Origin of the sequence: Streptomyces humicola, assembly GCF_024436035.1 — a bacterium.
Lineage (GTDB): Bacteria > Actinomycetota > Actinomycetes > Streptomycetales > Streptomycetaceae > Streptantibioticus_B > Streptantibioticus_B humicola.
In genome coordinates, this window is sequence record NZ_JANFNG010000004.1 from 1 (window position 1) to 18390 (window position 18390).

15 protein-coding genes, 1 tRNA gene and 1 pseudogene are annotated in these 18390 nt (G+C 71.0%); 7 read left to right on the forward strand and 10 right to left on the reverse strand.

Features of this window, described 5'->3' with window-relative positions; all coding sequences use genetic code 11:
* Nucleotides 1-134: 134 nt before the first annotated feature.
* Nucleotides 135-1835 (reverse strand): urocanate hydratase, encoded by a 1701-nt coding sequence (gene hutU, locus NGB36_RS07770; RefSeq protein ID WP_255919408.1) that lies wholly within the window; start codon nt 1833-1835, stop codon nt 135-137.
* Between the two features lie 113 nt (nt 1836-1948).
* Nucleotides 1949-2056 (reverse strand): annotated as a pseudogene (locus NGB36_RS07775) (proline racemase family protein); the annotation flags it as partial.
* Nucleotides 2057-2232: 176 nt separating this feature from the next.
* Here NGB36_RS07775 and NGB36_RS07780 point away from each other — a divergent pair.
* Nucleotides 2233-3591 carry a type III PLP-dependent enzyme domain-containing protein gene (locus NGB36_RS07780; protein WP_255919409.1) on the forward strand — a complete coding sequence of 453 codons (1359 nt, stop codon included), beginning with the start codon at nt 2233-2235 and terminating at the stop codon, nt 3589-3591.
* Here the strand turns inward: NGB36_RS07780 and NGB36_RS07785 are convergent.
* The 4 genes from NGB36_RS07785 to NGB36_RS07800 form a co-directional block, all read right to left on the reverse strand.
* Nucleotides 3575-4156: a hypothetical protein gene (locus NGB36_RS07785; RefSeq protein WP_255919410.1), complete on the reverse strand. Its 582-nt coding sequence runs from the start codon at nt 4154-4156 to the stop codon at nt 3575-3577. The two genes, NGB36_RS07780 and NGB36_RS07785, sit on opposite strands and share 17 nt — an antisense overlap.
* 101 nt (nt 4157-4257) lie before the next feature.
* Entirely contained in the window at nt 4258-5100 is an 843-nt protein-coding gene (locus NGB36_RS07790) for a MurR/RpiR family transcriptional regulator (protein WP_255919411.1), read from the reverse strand.
* A 177-nt stretch (nt 5101-5277) separates the two neighbouring features.
* Entirely contained in the window at nt 5278-7419 is a 2142-nt protein-coding gene (locus NGB36_RS07795; protein ID WP_255919412.1) for an MMPL family transporter, read from the reverse strand.
* Nucleotides 7420-7533: 114 nt separating this feature from the next.
* Nucleotides 7534-8940, reverse strand: coding sequence for an AMP-binding protein (locus NGB36_RS07800; protein ID WP_255919413.1), 1407 nt, complete (start codon nt 8938-8940; stop codon nt 7534-7536).
* A 204-nt stretch (nt 8941-9144) separates the two neighbouring features.
* Between NGB36_RS07800 and NGB36_RS07805 the strand changes: the two genes are divergently transcribed.
* On the forward strand, nt 9145-9579 hold the full coding sequence (locus tag NGB36_RS07805; protein WP_255919414.1) for a hypothetical protein: 435 nt from the start codon (nt 9145-9147) through the stop codon (nt 9577-9579).
* Nucleotides 9580-9889: 310 nt separating this feature from the next.
* Here the strand turns inward: NGB36_RS07805 and NGB36_RS07810 are convergent, their stop codons facing one another.
* Nucleotides 9890-11278 (reverse strand): cystathionine beta-synthase, encoded by a 1389-nt coding sequence (locus NGB36_RS07810; protein WP_255919415.1) that lies wholly within the window; start codon nt 11276-11278, stop codon nt 9890-9892.
* A gap of 137 nt (nt 11279-11415) precedes the next feature.
* Between NGB36_RS07810 and NGB36_RS07815 the strand changes: the two genes are divergently transcribed.
* The 3 genes from NGB36_RS07815 to NGB36_RS07825 all read left to right on the forward strand — a co-directional run bounded on the left by NGB36_RS07815 (nt 11416) and on the right by NGB36_RS07825 (nt 14908).
* Nucleotides 11416-12555: an SGNH/GDSL hydrolase family protein gene (locus NGB36_RS07815; protein ID WP_255919416.1), complete on the forward strand. Its 1140-nt coding sequence runs from the start codon at nt 11416-11418 to the stop codon at nt 12553-12555.
* Between the two features lie 69 nt (nt 12556-12624).
* Entirely contained in the window at nt 12625-13845 is a 1221-nt protein-coding gene (locus NGB36_RS07820) for an acetyl-CoA C-acetyltransferase (RefSeq protein ID WP_255919417.1), read from the forward strand.
* A gap of 265 nt (nt 13846-14110) precedes the next feature.
* Nucleotides 14111-14908, forward strand: a complete 798-nt coding sequence (locus NGB36_RS07825; RefSeq protein ID WP_255919418.1) for a hypothetical protein — start codon at nt 14111-14113, stop codon at nt 14906-14908.
* Nucleotide 14909: 1 nt separating this feature from the next.
* Here the strand turns inward: NGB36_RS07825 and NGB36_RS07830 are convergent, their stop codons facing one another.
* Nucleotides 14910-15242 carry a hypothetical protein gene (locus tag NGB36_RS07830; RefSeq protein WP_372509390.1) on the reverse strand — a complete coding sequence of 111 codons (333 nt, stop codon included), beginning with the start codon at nt 15240-15242 and terminating at the stop codon, nt 14910-14912.
* A 458-nt stretch (nt 15243-15700) separates the two neighbouring features.
* Here NGB36_RS07830 and NGB36_RS07835 point away from each other — a divergent pair, with 458 nt between their 5' ends.
* A complete protein-coding gene (locus NGB36_RS07835; RefSeq protein WP_255919419.1) occupies nt 15701-15934 on the forward strand; it encodes a DUF4287 domain-containing protein in 234 nt (77 codons plus the stop codon).
* 96 nt (nt 15935-16030) lie between these two features.
* On the opposite strand, the gene NGB36_RS07840 is transcribed toward NGB36_RS07835, so the two are convergent.
* Both NGB36_RS07840 and NGB36_RS07845 read right to left on the reverse strand, forming a co-directional pair.
* Nucleotides 16031-16876, reverse strand: coding sequence for a Bax inhibitor-1/YccA family protein (locus NGB36_RS07840; protein WP_255919420.1), 846 nt, complete (start codon nt 16874-16876; stop codon nt 16031-16033).
* Between the two features lie 137 nt (nt 16877-17013).
* Nucleotides 17014-17095 (reverse strand) — tRNA-Leu (locus NGB36_RS07845).
* Nucleotides 17096-17574: 479 nt separating this feature from the next.
* Between NGB36_RS07845 and NGB36_RS07850 the strand changes: the two genes are divergently transcribed.
* Nucleotides 17575-18366 (forward strand): ABC transporter ATP-binding protein, encoded by a 792-nt coding sequence (locus NGB36_RS07850; protein WP_372509391.1) that lies wholly within the window; start codon nt 17575-17577, stop codon nt 18364-18366.
* The last annotated feature ends 24 nt before the right edge of the window (nt 18367-18390 follow it).

Below are 18390 nucleotides of genomic sequence, written 5' to 3' on the forward strand. Positions count from 1 at the left end.
GCATCGTCCTCATCTGCGGCCCGGCGGCCACGCGCGCGTCGCTCACGCCTCCTCCTTGTTCGCTTCTCCGCCCGCGCGGCGCACAGGCACAGGCATCGTCCTCATCTGCGGCCCGGCGGCCACGCGCGCGTCGCTCACGCCTCCTCCCGCATCGGGATCCGGACACCGCGCTCGGCAGCGACGGCATCGGCGCGGTCATAGCCCGCGTCGACGTGGCGGATGACGCCCATGCCCGGGTCGTTGGTGAGGACACGGCGGATCTTCTCGCCGGCCAGCGGCGAGCCGTCGGCGACGGTGACCTGCCCCGCGTGGATGGAGCGGCCCATGCCGACGCCGCCGCCGTGGTGGATCGACACCCACGACGCGCCGGATGCCACGTTGACCATGGCATTGAGCAGCGGCCAGTCGGCGATCGCGTCCGAGCCGTCGAGCATGGCCTCGGTCTCGCGGTACGGGGAGGCCACCGAGCCGCAGTCGAGGTGGTCACGGCCGATGACGACCGGCGCGCTCAGCTCGCCGCTCGCCACCATGTCGTTGAAGCGTTCACCGGCCTTGTCGCGTTCGCCGTAACCGAGCCAGCAGATGCGCGCGGGCAGGCCCTGGAAGTGGACCCGCTCCCCCGCCAACCGGATCCAGCGGGCCAGCGACTCGTTCTCCGGGAACAGCTCCAGGATCGCGCGGTCGGTCGCCGCGATGTCCTTGGGATCTCCGGAGAGCGCCGCCCACCGGAACGGCCCCTTGCCCTCGCAGAACAGCGGCCGGATGTAGGCGGGGACGAACCCGGGGAAGGCGAATGCCCGGCCGTAACCGGCGAGTTGGGCCTCTCCGCGGATGGAGTTGCCGTAGTCGAAGACCTCGGCGCCGCCGTCCATGAAGCCCACCATCGCCTCCACGTGCGCCGCCATGGACTCGCGGGCACGCTGCGTGAAGTCGGCCGGCTTCTCCTTCGCGTACGAGGCCATGTCGTCGAAGTCGACGCCGACCGGGAGGTAGGAGAGCGGGTCGTGGGCGCTGGTCTGGTCGGTGACGATGTCGACGGGCGCGCCCATCGCGAGCATCCGCGGGAGCAGCTCTGCGGCGTTGCCGAGCAGGCCGATCGAGAGCGGCTTGCGCTCGTCGCGGGCCTGCGTGGCCAGCTCCAGGGCGTGGTCGAGCGAGTCGGCCTTCACATCCAGGTAGCGGTGGTCGATGCGGCGCTCGATCGCGCGCGGATCACAGTCGATACAGATGGCCACGCCATCGTTCATGGTGACGGCGAGCGGCTGGGCGCCGCCCATCCCCCCGAGTCCCGCGGTGAGCGTGATCGTCCCGGCGAGCGACCCACCGAAGTGCTTCTGCGCGACGGCCGCGAACGTCTCATAGGTGCCCTGCAGGATGCCCTGGGTGCCGATGTAGATCCAGGACCCGGCCGTCATCTGGCCGTACATGGTCAGACCGAGCGCCTCCAGGCGGCGGAACTCCTCCCAGTTGGCCCAGTCGCCGACGAGGTTGGAGTTGGCGATCAGCACGCGCGGCGCCCACTCGTGCGTGGTCATCACGCCGACGGGGCGGCCCGACTGGACGAGCATCGTCTCGTCCTGCTTCAGCGTGCGCAGGGTGCGCACCATCGCGTCGAACGAGCGCCAGTCGCGCGCCGCCTTGCCGGTGCCGCCGTAGACGACGAGCTTGTCGGGGTGCTCGGCAACCTCCGGATCGAGGTTGTTCTGCAGCATCCGCAGCGCCGCCTCCTGCTGCCAGCCGCGCGCGCTCAGCTGCGTGCCTCGCGGAGCCCGTACCGGTCGGGGTCCGGGTTCTGCCGCGGCTGCGCCTGCCCCTGCGCCTGCCGATGCCGTCATGCGGGTCGCCTCCTACACCTCGCTGGATTGATTCATTCACATCCTCACTGTCTGAATACTTCCAGTCAACAGGCCGCGCCACCTAGGCCACCGGGACGACCGCCAGGAGGCCGCTAGAGCGTGAAGCCGCGAGGGAACGGATCGGTCGGATCCAGGAGGAATTGCCCCATGCCGGTGATCCACCCGCGCCCCGTCACCTCGGGCACAACGGGCCGGAGCCCTGCTGGTGCGGAGGGATCGGATGCCTACGGCAGCGCAGTGGCGACGATGAAACCGGCGAGGGTGGCGGCGTGTGGTCCGGCCATGGAGGTCTCCTCTCACGGAGGGAACGTCGGCGACGCTAACTCCCTCACGGCGAGCCCAACAAGACCGCCGCGCGCGTGGTTGGCTTGATCCCATGACGCCCACACTCGCCCACGACGCCGCCGCACGCCGCACGGCAGCGGTGCAGGCCGCGGCCGAACAGGAGCTCGTCGGTGAGGACCAGCCGGTGATCGGGCTGCTCGACGCGGCGGGTATCCAGGAGTCGGCGGCCGAGCTGCACGCGGCCTTCGCCACCCCCGGTACGGCCGTCACGCACACCTTCGCGGTCAAGGCCGCCTCGCTCGTGCCGGTGCTGCGACTGCTCGCCGCCGAAGGTGTGGGCTGCGAGGTCGCCAGCGCCGGTGAGCTCGCCCTCGCCCGCGCCGCCGGGCTGCCCGCGGACCGCATCGTCTTCGACTCCCCCGCCAAGACCACCGCGGAGCTGCGCGCGGCCCTGGCCCTCGGCGTCGCCGTCAACGCCGACAACCCGCAGGAGCTGGCCCGTCTTGACGCCCTCGTCCGGGAGACCGGCACCGCGTCCCCGATCGGGCTGCGCGTCAATCCGCAGGTCGGGGGCGGCACGATCGAGGCGCTCAGCACCGCGACCGCGACCTCCAAGTTCGGCTTCGCGCTGCGCGACGAGGGCGCGACCGACCGGATCGTCAGGGCCTACGCCGACCATCCCTGGCTCAGCCGCCTCCACGCCCACACCGGTTCCCAGGGTATCCCGCTGGAACTGATGGCCGTGGGTGTGCGCGCCGCGTACGAGCTCGCCGAACGCATCAACGTCCACGCCCGCGCCGCCACCGGCCGGCAACAGATCACCACCATCGACATCGGCGGCGGCCTGCCCGTCAACTTCGCCTCGGACGAGGTCACACCGACCTTCCGCGCCTATGCGGAGCTGCTGCGGACCACCGTGCCCGGTCTCTTCGACGGCCGTTATGCCCTGGTCACCGAGTTCGGCCGGTCGCTGGTCGCCAAGCACGGCACGATCCTCGCGCGCGTCGAGTACACCAAGACGGCGGGCGGACGCGCCCTCGCGATCACTCATGTGGGCGCCCAGGTCGCCACCCGTACAGTCTTCGACCCCGGATCGTGGCCGCTGCGAGTGCTCGCCTTCGACGCCAAGGGCCGCCCGAAGAGCGGCGAGCCGGTCGTGCAGGACGTGACCGGGCCCTGCTGCTTCGCGGGCGACATCGTGGCGCACCGGCGCGAACTCCCGCTGCTCGCCGAGGGCGACCTGGTCGCGCTGCCGGACACGGGCGCGTACTACTTCTCCACGCACTACGCGTACAACTCGTTGCCACGGCCCGGGATCTACGGGTACGATGGCGACGCGAACGAGCCGCACGGCGTCCGATTCACGACTGTGCGCGCCCCGCAGACCCTGGACGAGATCGTCGCGGAGAGCGGTTCCGCCAACGCCGACGCCCTCACCGGGCCGCGCTGACCGCTCTCCGCCTGGCCCCGCCGGGGCGGGCGTCACCCGCGACCGGTCCGGTGGTCAGGTACGACTTCACGTCCCGGCCCGCCGGGCCGCGGCGGCTCGCCCACTCCGGCCGCACCCACAGCAGCGCCTCGTTCCGGCGCTCCCAGCGCCCGATTGCCACCGCCTTCGCCCACAGCCCCGCGCCGAGCCCGGCGAGCAGCATGCCACCGGCCGCTGGGGCGGCGAGGGACGAGGCGACGGCGAGGGTGAGGGCAAGCAGCAGCCACCAGCGGCGCGCACGCAGCCACGCGCGCGCCGTCACGCGCCGGTCCTGCAGGATGACGGTCTTGGCGGCGCGCGTGGCGCCGTTCTCCAGCTCCGTATAGCGCCGACGGTGCACCAGGAACGCGGTGGCAGCCGCGACGAGGAAGAGCGCGGCTCCGGCGACGAGGCCGATCGTCCGCCCGGTGAACCCCGGCACGAACGCTCCGGCGAACGCCGCGATCGCGCCCAGCCACCAGCACCACAGCGCCGCCGTCCGCACCATCACCGCAACCCGAGCCAGCGCATACGCCCCGCGCCCCACGACCGCGCTCCTTCCCCATCCACCTGCTACAGGGCATCCGGTGCGGAGGGTACTCAGAAAATCTCAAAATTGCGTGAGGGTGCGGGGCGGTCGATGCGTGCTCACTCGACGAACAGACCACGCTCCGCCGCCCGTGCGTCGAACTCCTCCAGCCTCGCCTGCGCGTCGGGCAGCTCGTCGCACATCGCCTCCAGCAGCACCCGGCCGAGCATCATCGGCGCGCACGCGGTGTCGAAGACCAAACCGGTCCCGACCGCGGCAGGAAGCAGCAGGTCGGAGTGTTTGGCAACCGGCGCGAAGGAGCTGTCGGCGACGGTGACGACGGTGAGCCCCGCGCCCTTGGCGTACTCCAGCGCCGCGACCACCTCGCGCGGGTGGCGTGGCAGCGCGAAGCACAGCAGCGCGTTCGCGCCCGCGCGCACCGCCGCGTCGATCCGGTCGGCGAGCAGCGTGCCGCCCTCGTCGAGCAGTCGCACGTCCGGGTGCACCTTCGCCGCGAAGTAGGCGAATCCGCGCGCCTGTGGCCCCGCGGCTCGCAAGCCGAGCACCGGAAGCGGCTGGGAGAGGGCGAGCAGCCGTCCTGCCCGCGCCACCGGCTCCGGGTCGGCGAGCAGCGCGGCGAGGTGCCGCAGATTGTCGATCTCGGCGAGTACGGCCTGCTGGTACTCGTTGTCGGTGACGGCCTGCGTCTCCTGCGGTGCGGGTGCGACCTCGCGCAGATGCCGCCGGAGCGCCGGGTAGCCGTCGAAGCCCAGGGCGACCGCGAACCGGGTCACCGACGGCTGGCTCACCCCGGCCAGCTCGGCGACCTCGACGCTCGACAGGAACGGCGCATCCGCGGCCCTGCGCACCAGGCAGTGCGCGATCCGGCGCTGCGTCGGCGTGAGCCGGTGCCCGTCGAACATCCGCATCAAGCGCGCCGCTCCCCCGTCCTGCGTCGCCATTGCACCCTCCTGGCTGGAACCACGCGTTTCATTCAGTGGATCTCGACTCTGCATGAATCCATGCAGCCTGGCAAGAGTCCGCCCCCGTGCCTCACCCCCGCCGAGGAAGAAGGGCCGGGCGCGCACCCAGCGCGCCCGGCCCCTGTCCCTCCTTGGCTGTTCAGCCGTCGACCATGTTCAGCTGTGGACCGGCTCGGCAACCCTTGGCTCATCGCCCGCCGGGAGCTCGGAGCCGCGGTCGCCGTGACCCGGCCACCATGCGGCGTGGCCGATGAGCGCCGTCAGGCTCGGCGTGAAGAACATCGCCATCACGAAGGCCGCCACCACGATGCCGAACGAGACCGCGAAGCCCATCTCGGTGAGCAGCGAGTTGCCTGCCAACATCATCGTGGCGAAGGTCGCCGCCAGGATGAAACCGGCGGCGGCGACCGTCGGGCCCGCGTGCCGGAGCGCCATGCCCGCCGCCTCGCGCGGATCACGGCCCTCGCGGGCCTCCTCGCGAAGCCGGGCGATCATGAGGATGTTGTAGTCGGTGCCGATAGCGACGACGAACAGATACATGATCACCGGGAGCATGAACATCAGACCCGAATGCCCCTGCGCCTTCTGGAAGATGAGCACCGTCGCCCCGAGGGTCGCACCGAAGCCGAGTCCCACCGATGCCATCAGGTACCAGGGCGCGACCACACTGCGCAGCAGCAGCGCCAGGATCACCATGATGAGCACCGCCGCGACCGGGAAGACGGTCCTGTAGTCGTGGTTGACGGCGGTGTCGATGTCCTTGTAGATCGCGGACATGCCGCCCACGAGAGCCTTGGTGCCGGTCGGCGCGTCGGCATGCGCCACGTCGCGGACGTGGCCGACGGTGCTGATCGCCTGGTCGCTCGAGGCCTCCGAGGTGAGGGTGACGGTGATGTCGGCCGTCGTGCCGTCCTTGCTCAGGGCGGTCAGGCGCGCGGAGGCGACCCCGTCGACGGTCTGCAGCTTGCTCGCGTAGGCGGGCAGCGCCGACTTGTCGAGCGGCCGGCCGTCGGTGCTCGTCAGGTAGACGTCCGTCGGCTCGGCCGCGCCCGCCGAGTAGGCCTGCTGCATCTCGGTCTGGACGACCATGGACTCCTTGGTCTTCGGCATGGAGCCCGAGGCGAGGTCGAAGGTGGCGTTGAAGCCCAAGGTGCCGATCGCCAGCGCGACCATGATCACCCCGGAGACGGCGGCGGCCAGCGACGGGCGCCGTTGCACGGTACGGCCGAGCGCCGCGAACCGCGCGTTCTCCGGCTCCCGCTGCCACGACTTCGACGGCCAGAAGACCTTCGGGCCGATGAGCGAGACCACGGCCGGGACGAGAGTGAGACCGGCGACCAGCGTGGCGGCGACGGCGATGGCGAGCGCCGGGCCCATCTGCTTGAGGAAGCCGAGGGTGGAGAGCACCAGCGCCAGGAAGGCGATGATGACCGCACCGGCGGCGGAGGCGATCGCCTCTCCGACCCGCGCGACCGCGTTGATCATGGCTTGTTTCGGTTCGTCACCGGCTCGCAGCCGCTCCCGGTAACGGAACATCAGGAACAGGAAGTAGTCGGTGCCGACGCCGAAGAGCACGACGATGAGGATGGACGAGACCGAACTGTTGGCCTGCAGCCCGAAGAGCTTGGTGGCGTAGGCGATGAGGCCGTTGGCGACCGCCGAGACCACGCCGATGAGCAGCAGCGGCAGCACGGCGAGAATCGGCGCACGGAAAATGATCAGCAGCGTCACCAGGATGATCACGAAGGTGCCGATGCCGATCAGCGCCTGACCGCGCTGCGATGAATCCTGCTGGTCGAGGGCCTGGGCTGCCGAACCGCCCAACTGGGCTTCCAGGTGGGTGCCCTTGGTCAGGTCCTTCGCGTCGGCGCGCAGCGTCCTGGCCGCGTCCGCCTGCTTGGGCTGGCCCGCGTTCTTCGGGTCCATCTGGACCAGGGCCATGTCGTACTTCCCGTCCTTGGACGGGGGTCCGGGGATGACCTTCTGCACCTGGTCGATGTGCTCGCCGGTGAGTGCGCCGGTGATCCGCAGCGCGTCCTGCTTGTCGGCGGGCGTCAGCGCGGCGCCGTCCGTGCGCTGGTAGAGCACGATCGCGGACGGCGTGAAGGCGCTGGGGAACGCCTTCTGCTGCAGGTCCGACGCCTGAATGGATTCGTAGCTCTTGGGGAGGAAGCTACTTTCGTCGCTGTTGGACGGAAGGCTCGGTGCGGTGGCGACGATCGCGACGGCGGCTATGAGCCACGCCACGATCGTCCATATGGGATGGCGGACGACGGTGCGTCCTATGCGGTGGAACATGCGGTGCTGCCTCCATGGCAGATGAGTCACCGCCACCCTACGGAGCGGAACCCGGGTACGGCGATCCGGCCAATTCACTTACTGACCGGCCGGGTGGTCGTGGGCTCCCCCATCTTAATCCAGCCTCGGAAGCAGTTTTTTCTGGGGCTTTCCCATGGCGTTGCGCGGGAGCGCGTCGAGGAAACGGACCACCCGCGGCCGCTTGTGCACGGACAGATGCCCGGCGACGAAGTCGATCAGGTCGCGCTCGCTCACCCCGTCCGCGACCACGAACGCCACGACCTGCTGACCCAGGTCCGGATGCGGAGCCCCGACCACCGCAGCCTCCCGCACCGCGGGGTGGTCGAGCAGCGCGTTCTCCACCTCGCCCGCGCCGATCCGGTAGCCGCCCGACTTGATCAGGTCGGTGGAAGCGCGGCCGACGATGCGGTGCATGCCGTCCGGCTCGATCACGGCCATGTCGCCGGTGCGGAACCAGCCGTCCGCGGTGAGCGCGGCCTGAGTCGCCTGCGGCCGGCCCAGATACCCGTCGAACAACGTCGCGCCGCCGACCTGCAGTTCGCCGACGGTGGCGCCGTCGTACGGCGCCGGCTCGCCGTCCTCACCGACCAGCCGCGTCGACACCCCGGCCACCGGCAGCCCCACCGAGCCCGCGCGCCGCTCCCCGTTCGCCCGGGTGCTGACCGTGATCAGGGTCTCCGTCATCCCGTACCGCTCCACCGGCCGCTGCCCGGTCAGCGCCTCCAGGTCGCGGAAGACGGGGGCGGGCAGCGGAGCGCTCCCCGAGACCAGCAGCCGCGCCCCGGCCAGCTCCTTCGCCGCCGAGGCGTCCTGCACGACGCGCGACCACACCGTCGGCACACCGAAGTAGAGGCTGCCCGCGGCGGCCGCGTAAGCGGCGGGGGCGGGCCGCCCGGTGTGCACCAGACGGCTGCCCACCCGCAGCGCCCCGAGCGCGCCCAGGACGAGACCGTGCACATGGAAGAGCGGCAGCCCGTGGACGAGGGTGTCCTCGGGCGTCCACGCCCATGCCGCGGCGAGCGCGTCGAGGTCGGCTGCGATCGCGCGCCGCGAGAGTAACACGCCCTTCGGCGCGCCCGTCGTGCCCGAGGTGTAGAGGATCAACGCGGGCGCTTCCGGCCGCTCTTCGCCGGCCGGCGCGTCGGCACGCTCGTCCAGCCGCACCGGGACGGTCTCGCAGCAAGCGTCCGGCCACACCTGCGGGTCGGCCGCGAGCAGCAGCCGGGCCCCGGAGTCCCGCAGGATGTGATCGCGCTCGGCGCGCCCCGCGTCCGGCGGCACGGGCACCACCGGCACCCCCCCGAGCAGCCCGCCGACCACCGCGGCCAGCGTCCCGGCCACCGGCGCCGCGTGCACCGCGACCGCGGGCGCACCGGCGATACGCCGCGCGACCGCCCCGGCGGCGCCGAGCAGCTCCTCGCGCGAGAGCGCGTGGTCGTCCACCCGTACGGCATCCGGTGCGTCGCCATCCGATGAGCCCAGCGCCGTCAGCAGCTCCATGCCGCTCCCTTCGTCTCCACGTGGCCGTCTCCACGTGGCCGTCTCCACGTGGCCGTCTCCACGTGGCCGTCTCCACGTGGCAGTCCTGCGCCGACCGTACCCACCCGGCCCCGCGGAACAGCCGTCCCCCAGGGAACAACCCCAGGGAAGATTCGGGGGTTGCCCCCAGTGCCTTACGCGGATCCCCGGTCCTACGGTGAGCCCATGAGTGCGCCCGACCAAGAGCTGAAGAAGGAACTCGACGCCACGCTGCAGGCTCGCAAGGAGCTGGGTCCCGAGTACGAGTCCGAGCTGATCGACTCATTCCTCGCCACGATGGAAAAGCGCCTCGACGGCCAGGTGGAGCGCCGCATACGCCGCGAACTGACACAGGCCCGGACCTCCGCCGCCCGCGTGGGCGCGCCCGCGCGCCGCCCGCGGGGCCGCGACGACGGCACCCGCAACCGCCGCTTCGGCCTGGCGAGCGTGTCCCTCGTCTTCGCCATCCCGCTGTCGGCGATCGCCGCGGTCAACGCCCACCTTCCGGGACTGCTGGCGACCTGGGCCGGGATCGTCGGGGTGAACATCGCGCACTCGATGGGCGCGATCTTCCACGAGCGCGGCGACCGCCGCGACCGTGACATGGAGAGGGAATGGTGACGGGGACCGCCGCACCCTCGCCCGGGGGCGAGGGGCGGGACGACGGCGGTCCCCGTGGGGACGCGAGGCCGGGTCAGGGCCGGCTCATCCGCGTCCGGGGCAACTGAGGAGGTCCGGGAGCCGCTCCGTCGATCCTCGCTGCCACACCTTTTGTTGTCCCTTGTGGTGTCCCCTTGTGGTGTCTGTGTTGCCGTGCCTGCCGTGCCTGCCGTGCCGACGACAACCAATGTGCCCGACGCGTGTTAAGCCCGTGCTGCACGCACGTGTCGCGGGCGTACCGTTTCGCGGACGTGAGGATGACCCGGCACGCTTACTTGGCGCCCCGCGCCATGAACGCGAGCAGATCCTGCCGGCTCACCACACCGGTCGGCTTCCCCTCGACCAGCACGATCGCGGCGTCCGCGCCCTGCAGCACCTCCATCAGGTCGCCGACCGTCTCGCCCGAGCCGACCTGCGGCAACGGTGCGCTCATGTGTTTCTCCAGCGGGTCGGTCAGCTGTGCCCGCTGGGTGAACAGCGCGTCGAGCAGCTCCCGTTCCACCACCGAGCCGACCACCTCTGCGGCCATCACGTCCGGGTGCCCGGCCCCCGGCTTGACGATCGGCATCTGCGAGACGCCGTACTCGCGCAGCACCTCGATCGCCTCGCCGACGGTCTCCTCGGGGTGCATGTGCACGAGCTCGGGGATGCCGCCGGACTTGTGGGCGAGCACGTCGCCGACGCGCGCCTGCTGGCCTGCGCCCTCCTCCAGGAAGCCGTAGTCGGCCATCCACTCGTCGTTGAAGATCTTGCTGAGGTAGCCGCGGCCGGAGTCCGGGAGCAGCACCACGACCACGTCGTCGGGGCCGAGCCGCTCGGCGACCCGGAGCGCCGCGACGACGGCCATCCCGCAGGAGCCGCCGACGAGCAGGCCCTCCTCCTTGGCGAGACGACGGGTCATCTGGAAGGAGTCCTTGTCCGAGACGGCGATGATCTCGTCGGTCACCGTCCGGTCGTAGGCGGTCGGCCAGAAGTCCTCGCCGACTCCCTCGACGAGGTACGGACGGCCGGAGCCGCCGGAGTAGACCGAGCCCTCGGGGTCGGCGCCGATGATCCTGACCCGGCCCTCCGAGACGTCCTTGAGGTAGCGGCCGGTGCCGGAGATCGTGCCGCCGGTGCCGATGCCGGCGACGAAGTGGGTGATGCGTGCGTCGGTCTGCTTCCACAGCTCGGGGCCGGTCGACTCGTAGTGCGACCGCGGGTTGTTCGGGTTGCTGTACTGGTCCGGCTTCCAGGCGCCGGGCGTCTCGCGCACCAGGCGGTCGGAGACGTTGTAGTACGAGTCGGGGTGTTCCGGGTCGACGGCCGTCGGGCAGACCACGACCTCCGCGCCGTAGGCCCGCAGCACATTGATCTTGTCGGTCGACACCTTGTCCGGGCAGACGAAGATGCAGCGGTAACCCTTCTGCTGCGCCACGATGGCAAGCCCGACGCCGGTGTTGCCCGAGGTCGGCTCGACGATGGTGCCGCCCGGCTTCAGCTCGCCCGACTGCTCAGCGGCCTCGATCATGCGCAGCGCGATGCGGTCCTTGACCGATCCGCCGGGGTTGAAGTACTCGACCTTCGCCAGCACCGTGGCCTGGATTCCGGCCGTGACGCTGTTGAGCCTCACCAGCGGGGTGTTGCCGACAAGGCTGATCATCGAGTCGTGGAACTGCACGACGTCCTCCGGATGTTTTCCGTAATGGTGGGTCCGAGCCTAAGCGTTCAACGCCCCGACCGGCGGCGTTGCACATCTGGTCGGATCGGGCAACAAGCATGTACAGGCCTCGGAGCTCGGGAGGACGACGGGAGCGGATGCCGATGTCGAGGGCGAGGGTGGCGCGCCGCATAGCGGCGGCCGCGGCATATGGAGGCGGCGGGATCGGCCTGCTCGGTGGGGCGGCGATCGGTCTGCTGCTGACCGAAGTACAGCTGGCGCGGCGTGTGGTCGGCGGCTCGGAGGACGTACCGCCGGTCGCGGACGGCCGGTACGGTGCCGCCTTCGCCCATGCGTGCGACGGCGCAGGACCGCTGCGGCTCGCCTTTCTCGGTGATTCGACGGCAGCGGGGCAGGGGGTGCACCGGGTGCGCGAGACGCCGGGCGCGCTGCTCGCATCCGGGCTCGCGGCGATCGCCGAGCGGCCGGTCGACCTGGTGAATGTGGCGCTGCCCGGCGCCCAGTCGGACGACCTGGGGCGTCAGGTCGGGCTGCTGCTCGACGGCTCCGCGCGGCCTCCCGACGTCTGCGTGATCATGATCGGTGCCAACGATGTGACGCACCGGATGCCTCCGGCACGGTCGGTGCGCCATCTGGCGGATGCGGTGCGTGCGCTGCGCGCCGCGGGGGCCGAGGTGATCGTCGGGACCTGTCCCGACCTGGGCACGATCGAGCCCGTCTACCAGCCGCTGCGGTGGGTCGCCCGGCGGCTGAGCCGTCAGTTGGCCGCTGCGCAGACGATCGCGGTGGTCGAGCTCGGCGGCCGGACGGTCTCGCTGGGTCAGCTGCTCGGCCCGGAGTTCGAGGCGAGCCCGCGCGAGATGTTCGGCCCGGACAACTACCACCCGTCGGCCACGGGGTATGCGACGGCGGCGATGGCGGTGCTGCCCACGCTGTGCGCGGCGCTGGGGCTGTGGCCCGAGGACGAGCGTCCCGACAGCTTCCGTGGCGAGACGATCCTGCCGGTGGCCCAGGCGGCGGCGGAGGCGGCCGCGGAGGGCGGCACCGAGGTCGCGGCGGCGGGGCCCGCGGGGGCGCCCGGTGCGCCGACCGAGGCGGCGGCGGGCCGGCGCGGCCCGTGGGCGCTGCTCAAGCACCGCCGGCTGCGGCGTGTCGCAGCCCAGGAGGCGCCGGAGCCGCCCGCACCGCAGGAGTACGGGGAAGAGCACGACGGGGAGCGGCGCAACGGGGAGGAGCCGGACGGAGAGGAGCGCAACGTCACAACGCACCGGTCGTGACTGTCAGTGCTACGTGTGGGTAACTTCCCTGTGAGCGAGCGAGCCCCGCACACCCCCCGGAGGAAGAGAATGCCTGAAGCCGTCATCGTCTCCGCTGCCCGGTCGCCGATCGGGCGCGCCTTCAAGGGGTCGCTCAAGGACATGCGTCCGGACGACCTGACCTCCGCGATCATCCAGGCCGCGCTCGCCAAGGTCCCGGAACTCGACCCCCGTGAGATCGACGACCTGATGCTCGGCTGCGGCCTGCCCGGCGGCGAGCAGGGCCACAACCTGGGCCGTGTCGTCGCCGTGCAGATGGGCATGGACCACCTGCCGGGGTGCACCATCACCCGCTACTGTTCGTCTTCGCTGCAGACGACGCGGATGGCCTTCCACGCCATCAAGGCGGGCGAGGGCGACGTGTTCATCTCCGCCGGTGTGGAGACGGTCTCGCGCAGCGTGAAGGGCACCTCGGACGGCATGCCCGAGACCCACAACCCGCTCTTCGCCGAGGCCGAGGCCCGGACCGCGGCCCGAGCCGAGAGCGAGGGCGCGGACTGGCACGACCCTCGCGAGGACGGCCTGCTGCCCGACCCGTACATCGCGATGGGGCAGACCGCCGAGAACCTCGCCCGCCTCAAGGGCATCACCCGACAGGAGATGGACGAGTTCGGGGTCAGGTCGCAGAACCTCGCGGAGAAGGCGATCGCGGACGGCTTCTGGCAGCGGGAGATCACCCCGGTGACGCTGCCCGACGGCACGGTGGTCTCGAAGGACGACGGCCCACGGCCCGGCGTCACGCTGGAGGGCGTGCAGGGGCTCAAGCCCGTCTTCCGCCCGGACGGCCTGGTCACGGCCGGCAACTGCTGCCCGCTCAACGACGGCGCCGCGGCGCTGGTGGTGATGTCGGACGTCAAGGCGCGCGAGCTGGGTCTCACGCCGCTGGCGCGCGTCGTCGCGACGGGTGTCTCGGGCCTGTCCCCGGAGATCATGGGCTACGGGCCGGTGGAGGCGACCAAGCAGGCGCTGAAGCGGGCCGGGATGTCGATCGGCGACATCGACCTGGTCGAGATCAACGAGGCCTTCGCCGCACAGGTGATCCCGTCCTACCGCGACCTGGGCATCGACCTGGACCGGCTCAACGTCAACGGCGGCGCGATCGCGGTGGGCCACCCGTTCGGGATGACGGGCGCACGGATCACCACGACTCTGATCAACTCGCTGCAGTGGCACGACAAGCAGTTCGGGCTCGAGACGATGTGTGTCGGCGGCGGCCAGGGCATGGCGATGATCATCGAGCGCCTCAGCTGAGAGCGCCCTGAGATCAGCCGGTTCCGCCTGAGAACTGCCTGAGATCTGCGTCTCATTACGAATGTCCCTCCGGGCCGCAAAATGACCCGGAGGGGCAGCTTTTGCCCAGGTCGGGGGCGTTGTGACCGAATCACGTCGCGCCGAAGTCATGCCCTATTCGTGACATTCCGCACTGCACAGGCCAAGGGTGAGACGGCACAGTGGTGTACGGGGAGGAACAACAGCCGCCATCGACCTCAGTCCCCGCCTGCCAGGAGACCCGCCCGTGACCGCCATCATGCTGACACTGCTGCTCGTCGCGGCCGTCGCCGCGTTCGCGGGGGTCGCGGCCCTGCTCGTCGCCCGCAGCCTGTACCGCCGCCTCGCGGAGCTGCGCGAGGAGCTAGCCGCGCACCGCGCCGAGGCCAGCGCCCCGCACGTAACGGTGCCGGGAGCCCGTACGGCGCCGGACACCGAGGAGATACGCAGCGCCGTGGCCGCGGCCCTTGCCGATGAGCGGGAGCGCGAGCTGGCAGAGGCGCGCGCCTTCTGGGCCGCGCAGGACGCCCGGGACGCCGCCGAGGCCCCCGTCTTCGACACGCACGACGTGCACGAGCTGCAAGGGCTTCACGAGCTGCGCGACGTCGCGGCCGCTTCCGGCGACAACACGGACGCCGAGTTCGAGGTGGCGCCGTTCCTGCCGCGGCAGCCCGACCTGGCCGGGCTCGAACCGGTGCGCAGGCACCCCTCCGACCCGGAGTCCGGCTCGTACTCCCCGATCATCACCGACCCCGCCGGCACCGTGGCGCGGCTCGCCGAGCTCGCGGAGTCGGCCACCCCGCTCGCCGACGTACGGCCGGGGCCGCTCGGCACGCTCGACCTGTACGTGTTCGCCGACGGTACGACGCTGTGCCTGACCCCCGGCCACTCCGATACCGCCGACAAGCTCGCCGCCGCCATCGACCGCGGCGACGCACCGGTCCTGGTGGGCGGCTCCGGCGTCTCCGGTGCCTTCACACTGACGTTCGCCTACGGCGACGAGAACGTGTTCATCCTCGCCGACCGCGTCGTAGCGTCCATCTGATTCACAGCTCGGCGGCGGTCTCCGCGACGCGCCGCAGGGCGCGGTCGAGTACGTCCTGCCCCTGCCGGTCCGGGTGCGCGGCCAGCGCCGCGGCGAGATCATGACCGGAGACGGCGATCTGCTCAGCGATCACGAACATCCCGTCGTCCGGCATCTGCCGCACCGGCGCGTCCGGGTGCTCGAGACGCTGCGCCTCGGCGCTGAGCTCGCGCGCCAGCGCGAGCCCCACGGCAGCCGCCCGCCGCAACCTGCTCTGCGGCAGCGACCGGTAGCGGCCGGCGAGCTGATCCACGGCGTCGAGGAGCGGTACGCAGTCGAGCAGGGCGGGCGGCATGCGTGGAGCATAGAGCCTCCGGCGGTAGGGACCGCGGGTGAAGAAGCGGTCCCCCATGCCCGAAGGGCTATGGGAGGGCCGAGGGCCTGGGGGTTCCCCTTGCCCGGAGGGCCAGGGGCCTGAGCATGCCGCGTGAGGCCGTGCCGCATCAACCGACCCCGTCGACGGGCGCAGCGGTGCCCAGCACACGGGCACCCCCACGCGCAACTGCCGGGGAGAGTGCGGCGCAGCCCGGAGGCCCCCCGCCGCAGGCAGGGCGTCCGGGCAGGCGACTCCCCTCGGCACGGGCCACCGGCGGGCCCTACCGCCGGAGGCTCCAGCCTCCGCACGGAGGCGCGGGCAGGTGGCCGCTACGGGCGCGCGTGCGCAGACACGCGCCGGTCGCCTGAAAACCGACGGTTGCCAATGGCTGGCGCGTCAGGCACCGTAAGGTAACGGATCGCATCCCGGAGGCGCCGATGTCCCAGATCATCTCCGAAGAAACCCACCGGAACCTGCTCTCCCGTATCCCCCAATGCACCGGCCGAGAAATCGATGACTGGCTCCGCGCCCTCGAAGACGGGCCCGCACTGCTCCGGTTCGAGGAGAAAGTCAACTGGCTGCGCCGCGAGTACGAAGGCCTCTCTTCGGGCCACGCCAGGGCAATCGTTCACGAATACGACCTCAGGCGCGCCCACCGCAAACTCCAGTAGCGCAACCGGCCCACCCCCCTCAGGACACCGACGGGCCCCGGGCGGCGACCACCGCCTCGGGGCCTGCTGCCGTACCGGCCGCCCGGCCGGATCCCGCTAGTCGCGCAGGATGGCGATCAGCCGCAGCATCTCCAGGTAGATCCACACCAGCGAGACCGTCAGGCCGAAGGCCGCCAGCCACGACTCCTTCTGCGGGGCGCCGCCGCGGATGCCGTCCTCGATCATCTTGAAGTCGAGGGAGAGGAAGAACGCGCCCAGCAACACGCCGACGATGCCGAAAGCGATGCCCAGACCGCCGCTGCGCAGGCCGAGGCCCTCGCCGCCGAAGGCCGCGAAGAGCAGGTTGGCCAGCATGAGCAGCACGAAGCCGATGGCGATCGCCATGCCGGCCCGGTAGTAGCGCCGGGTGACCCTGATCAGCCGGCTCCGGTATGCGATGAGCATGCCCGCGAAGACCGCCATCGTGCCCAGCACCGCCTGGACCGGGGCGCCGGCCCACGCCGCGTTGAACATGTTGCTGACGACGCCGAGGAAGACGCCCTCGAAGAGGGCGTATCCGAGGATGAGCACGGGCATCGGTGTGCGCAGAAACGCCTGGATCACCGCCAGGACGAACGCGACGACCGCGGAGCCGAACGCGATGGCGTAGCCGGTGCCGCTCACCGGCAGCGTGAACCACGCGAGGAGCGCGCCGACGACCACCGTGCCGAGCGTCAAGCCGGTGCGCACGACGACGTCATCGATGGTCATCCGCCCGGTCTGCACCGGCCCCGCCGCCGGGGCCCGGTACATCGCCCGCAGCTCATCGGCGGTGAGGTCCCGCGGTGCGCCCGCGTGGGCCGCGTAGGGGTTCCCGGGTTGCGGCGCGCCCTGGTGGAACCCCGCGTACTCGTTGCTGCGGCTGAAACCCCGACGCGAGAAGATCGGGTTGCTGCTCCTCATCTCACCCCTCCATCGCCGCACGGCACGACCGCCGCAAGGCACGACTCCGAACAAGAGTAATGGGTTTGCAAAGGAAACGGGAGGCAAGCCTGCCGCGAAGCCGCGGACATGTGCCCACGGCGTCGCGGGCGACGGCGTGCCCGGAGCCGGACTCGAACCGGCACGACCCGAAGGCCAGTGAGGTTTAAGCTCACCGTGTCTGCATTCCACCATCCGGGCAAATAACACTCGCTCGGGACACGACAGGTGACCCTGAGGGCAGCACGAGCCTAGCCCGCTCCAACCCCCCGAACAGGTGAATCCCTGCTCCATGTTGTCTGATTTTATGGGCAGGTGAGGATGTGTCAGCAACTCCCGAATGCAGGCGTTCCATGTCCGGACCGGCCCGCATAGGCTCCGCGCCCGGCCAGCACCGGCATGGCGGCACGCCATGCAAATGACGTGAATTCGCCGACCCCTCATCCACCGCCAGGAATTCCGTACCGGGTTCAACCAAAATCGGCCGTCATACAGCGGCTCATGGCTGCCGCTCAGCCCCGTTGCTCATACCTGGGGATGAGACCGGCCGCTGCCGTACCTCCGAGGGCTTCCCGAAAGACCAGGATGAGGGCTGATCCGTCGCGCCCGGGGGCACGGGGAAGATAGAGACCCGACGCCACCGGCACGACACACGACAGGACACGACAGGAGTCGCCACCGTGACCACCTCAACCCCCTCAGGAACGCGCGCCGACGACTCCGACGACCGCGCGGTCGCGGTGGCCGCCCGCGCTACCGACCTCACCAAGGTCTACGGGCAGGGCGAGACGCGCGTGGTCGCACTCGACGGCGTCTCGACCGAGTTCCGCAAGGGCGAATTCACCGCGATCATGGGGCCGTCCGGCTCCGGCAAGTCGACGCTCATGCACTGCATGGCCGGGCTCGACGCGGTGACGGCGGGATCGGCACGAATAGGTGACACCGAGCTGTCGGCGCTCAGAGACAAGCAACTCACGCGCCTGCGCCGGGACAAGGTGGGCTTCGTCTTCCAGGCGTTCAATCTGCTGCCCACGTTGACGGCTGCGGAGAACATCACGCTGCCGTTGGACATCGCGGGCCGCAAAGCCGACGAGGCGTGGCTGGAGAAGGTCATCAAGACGGTCGGCCTCGCCGACCGGCTCTCGCACCGGCCGGCCGAGCTCTCCGGCGGGCAGCAGCAGCGCGTCGCGGTGGCGCGTGCGCTGGCCGCCCGGCCCGAGATCATCTTCGCCGACGAGCCGACCGGCAACCTCGACTCGCGATCGGGCGCGGAGATCCTGGGGTTCCTGCGCAACTCGGTACGGGAGTTGGGCCAGACCGTCGTCATGGTGACCCACGATCCGGTCGCGGCCTCGTACGCGGACCGGGTGATCTTCCTCGCCGACGGGCGCATAGTCGACGAACTCCGGTCGCCCACGGCGGAGGCGGTGCTGGAACGGATGCGGCGCTTCCCGAGCACCGTGCACAGCTGACCCGCCCCCCGTACGCCCAAGCAC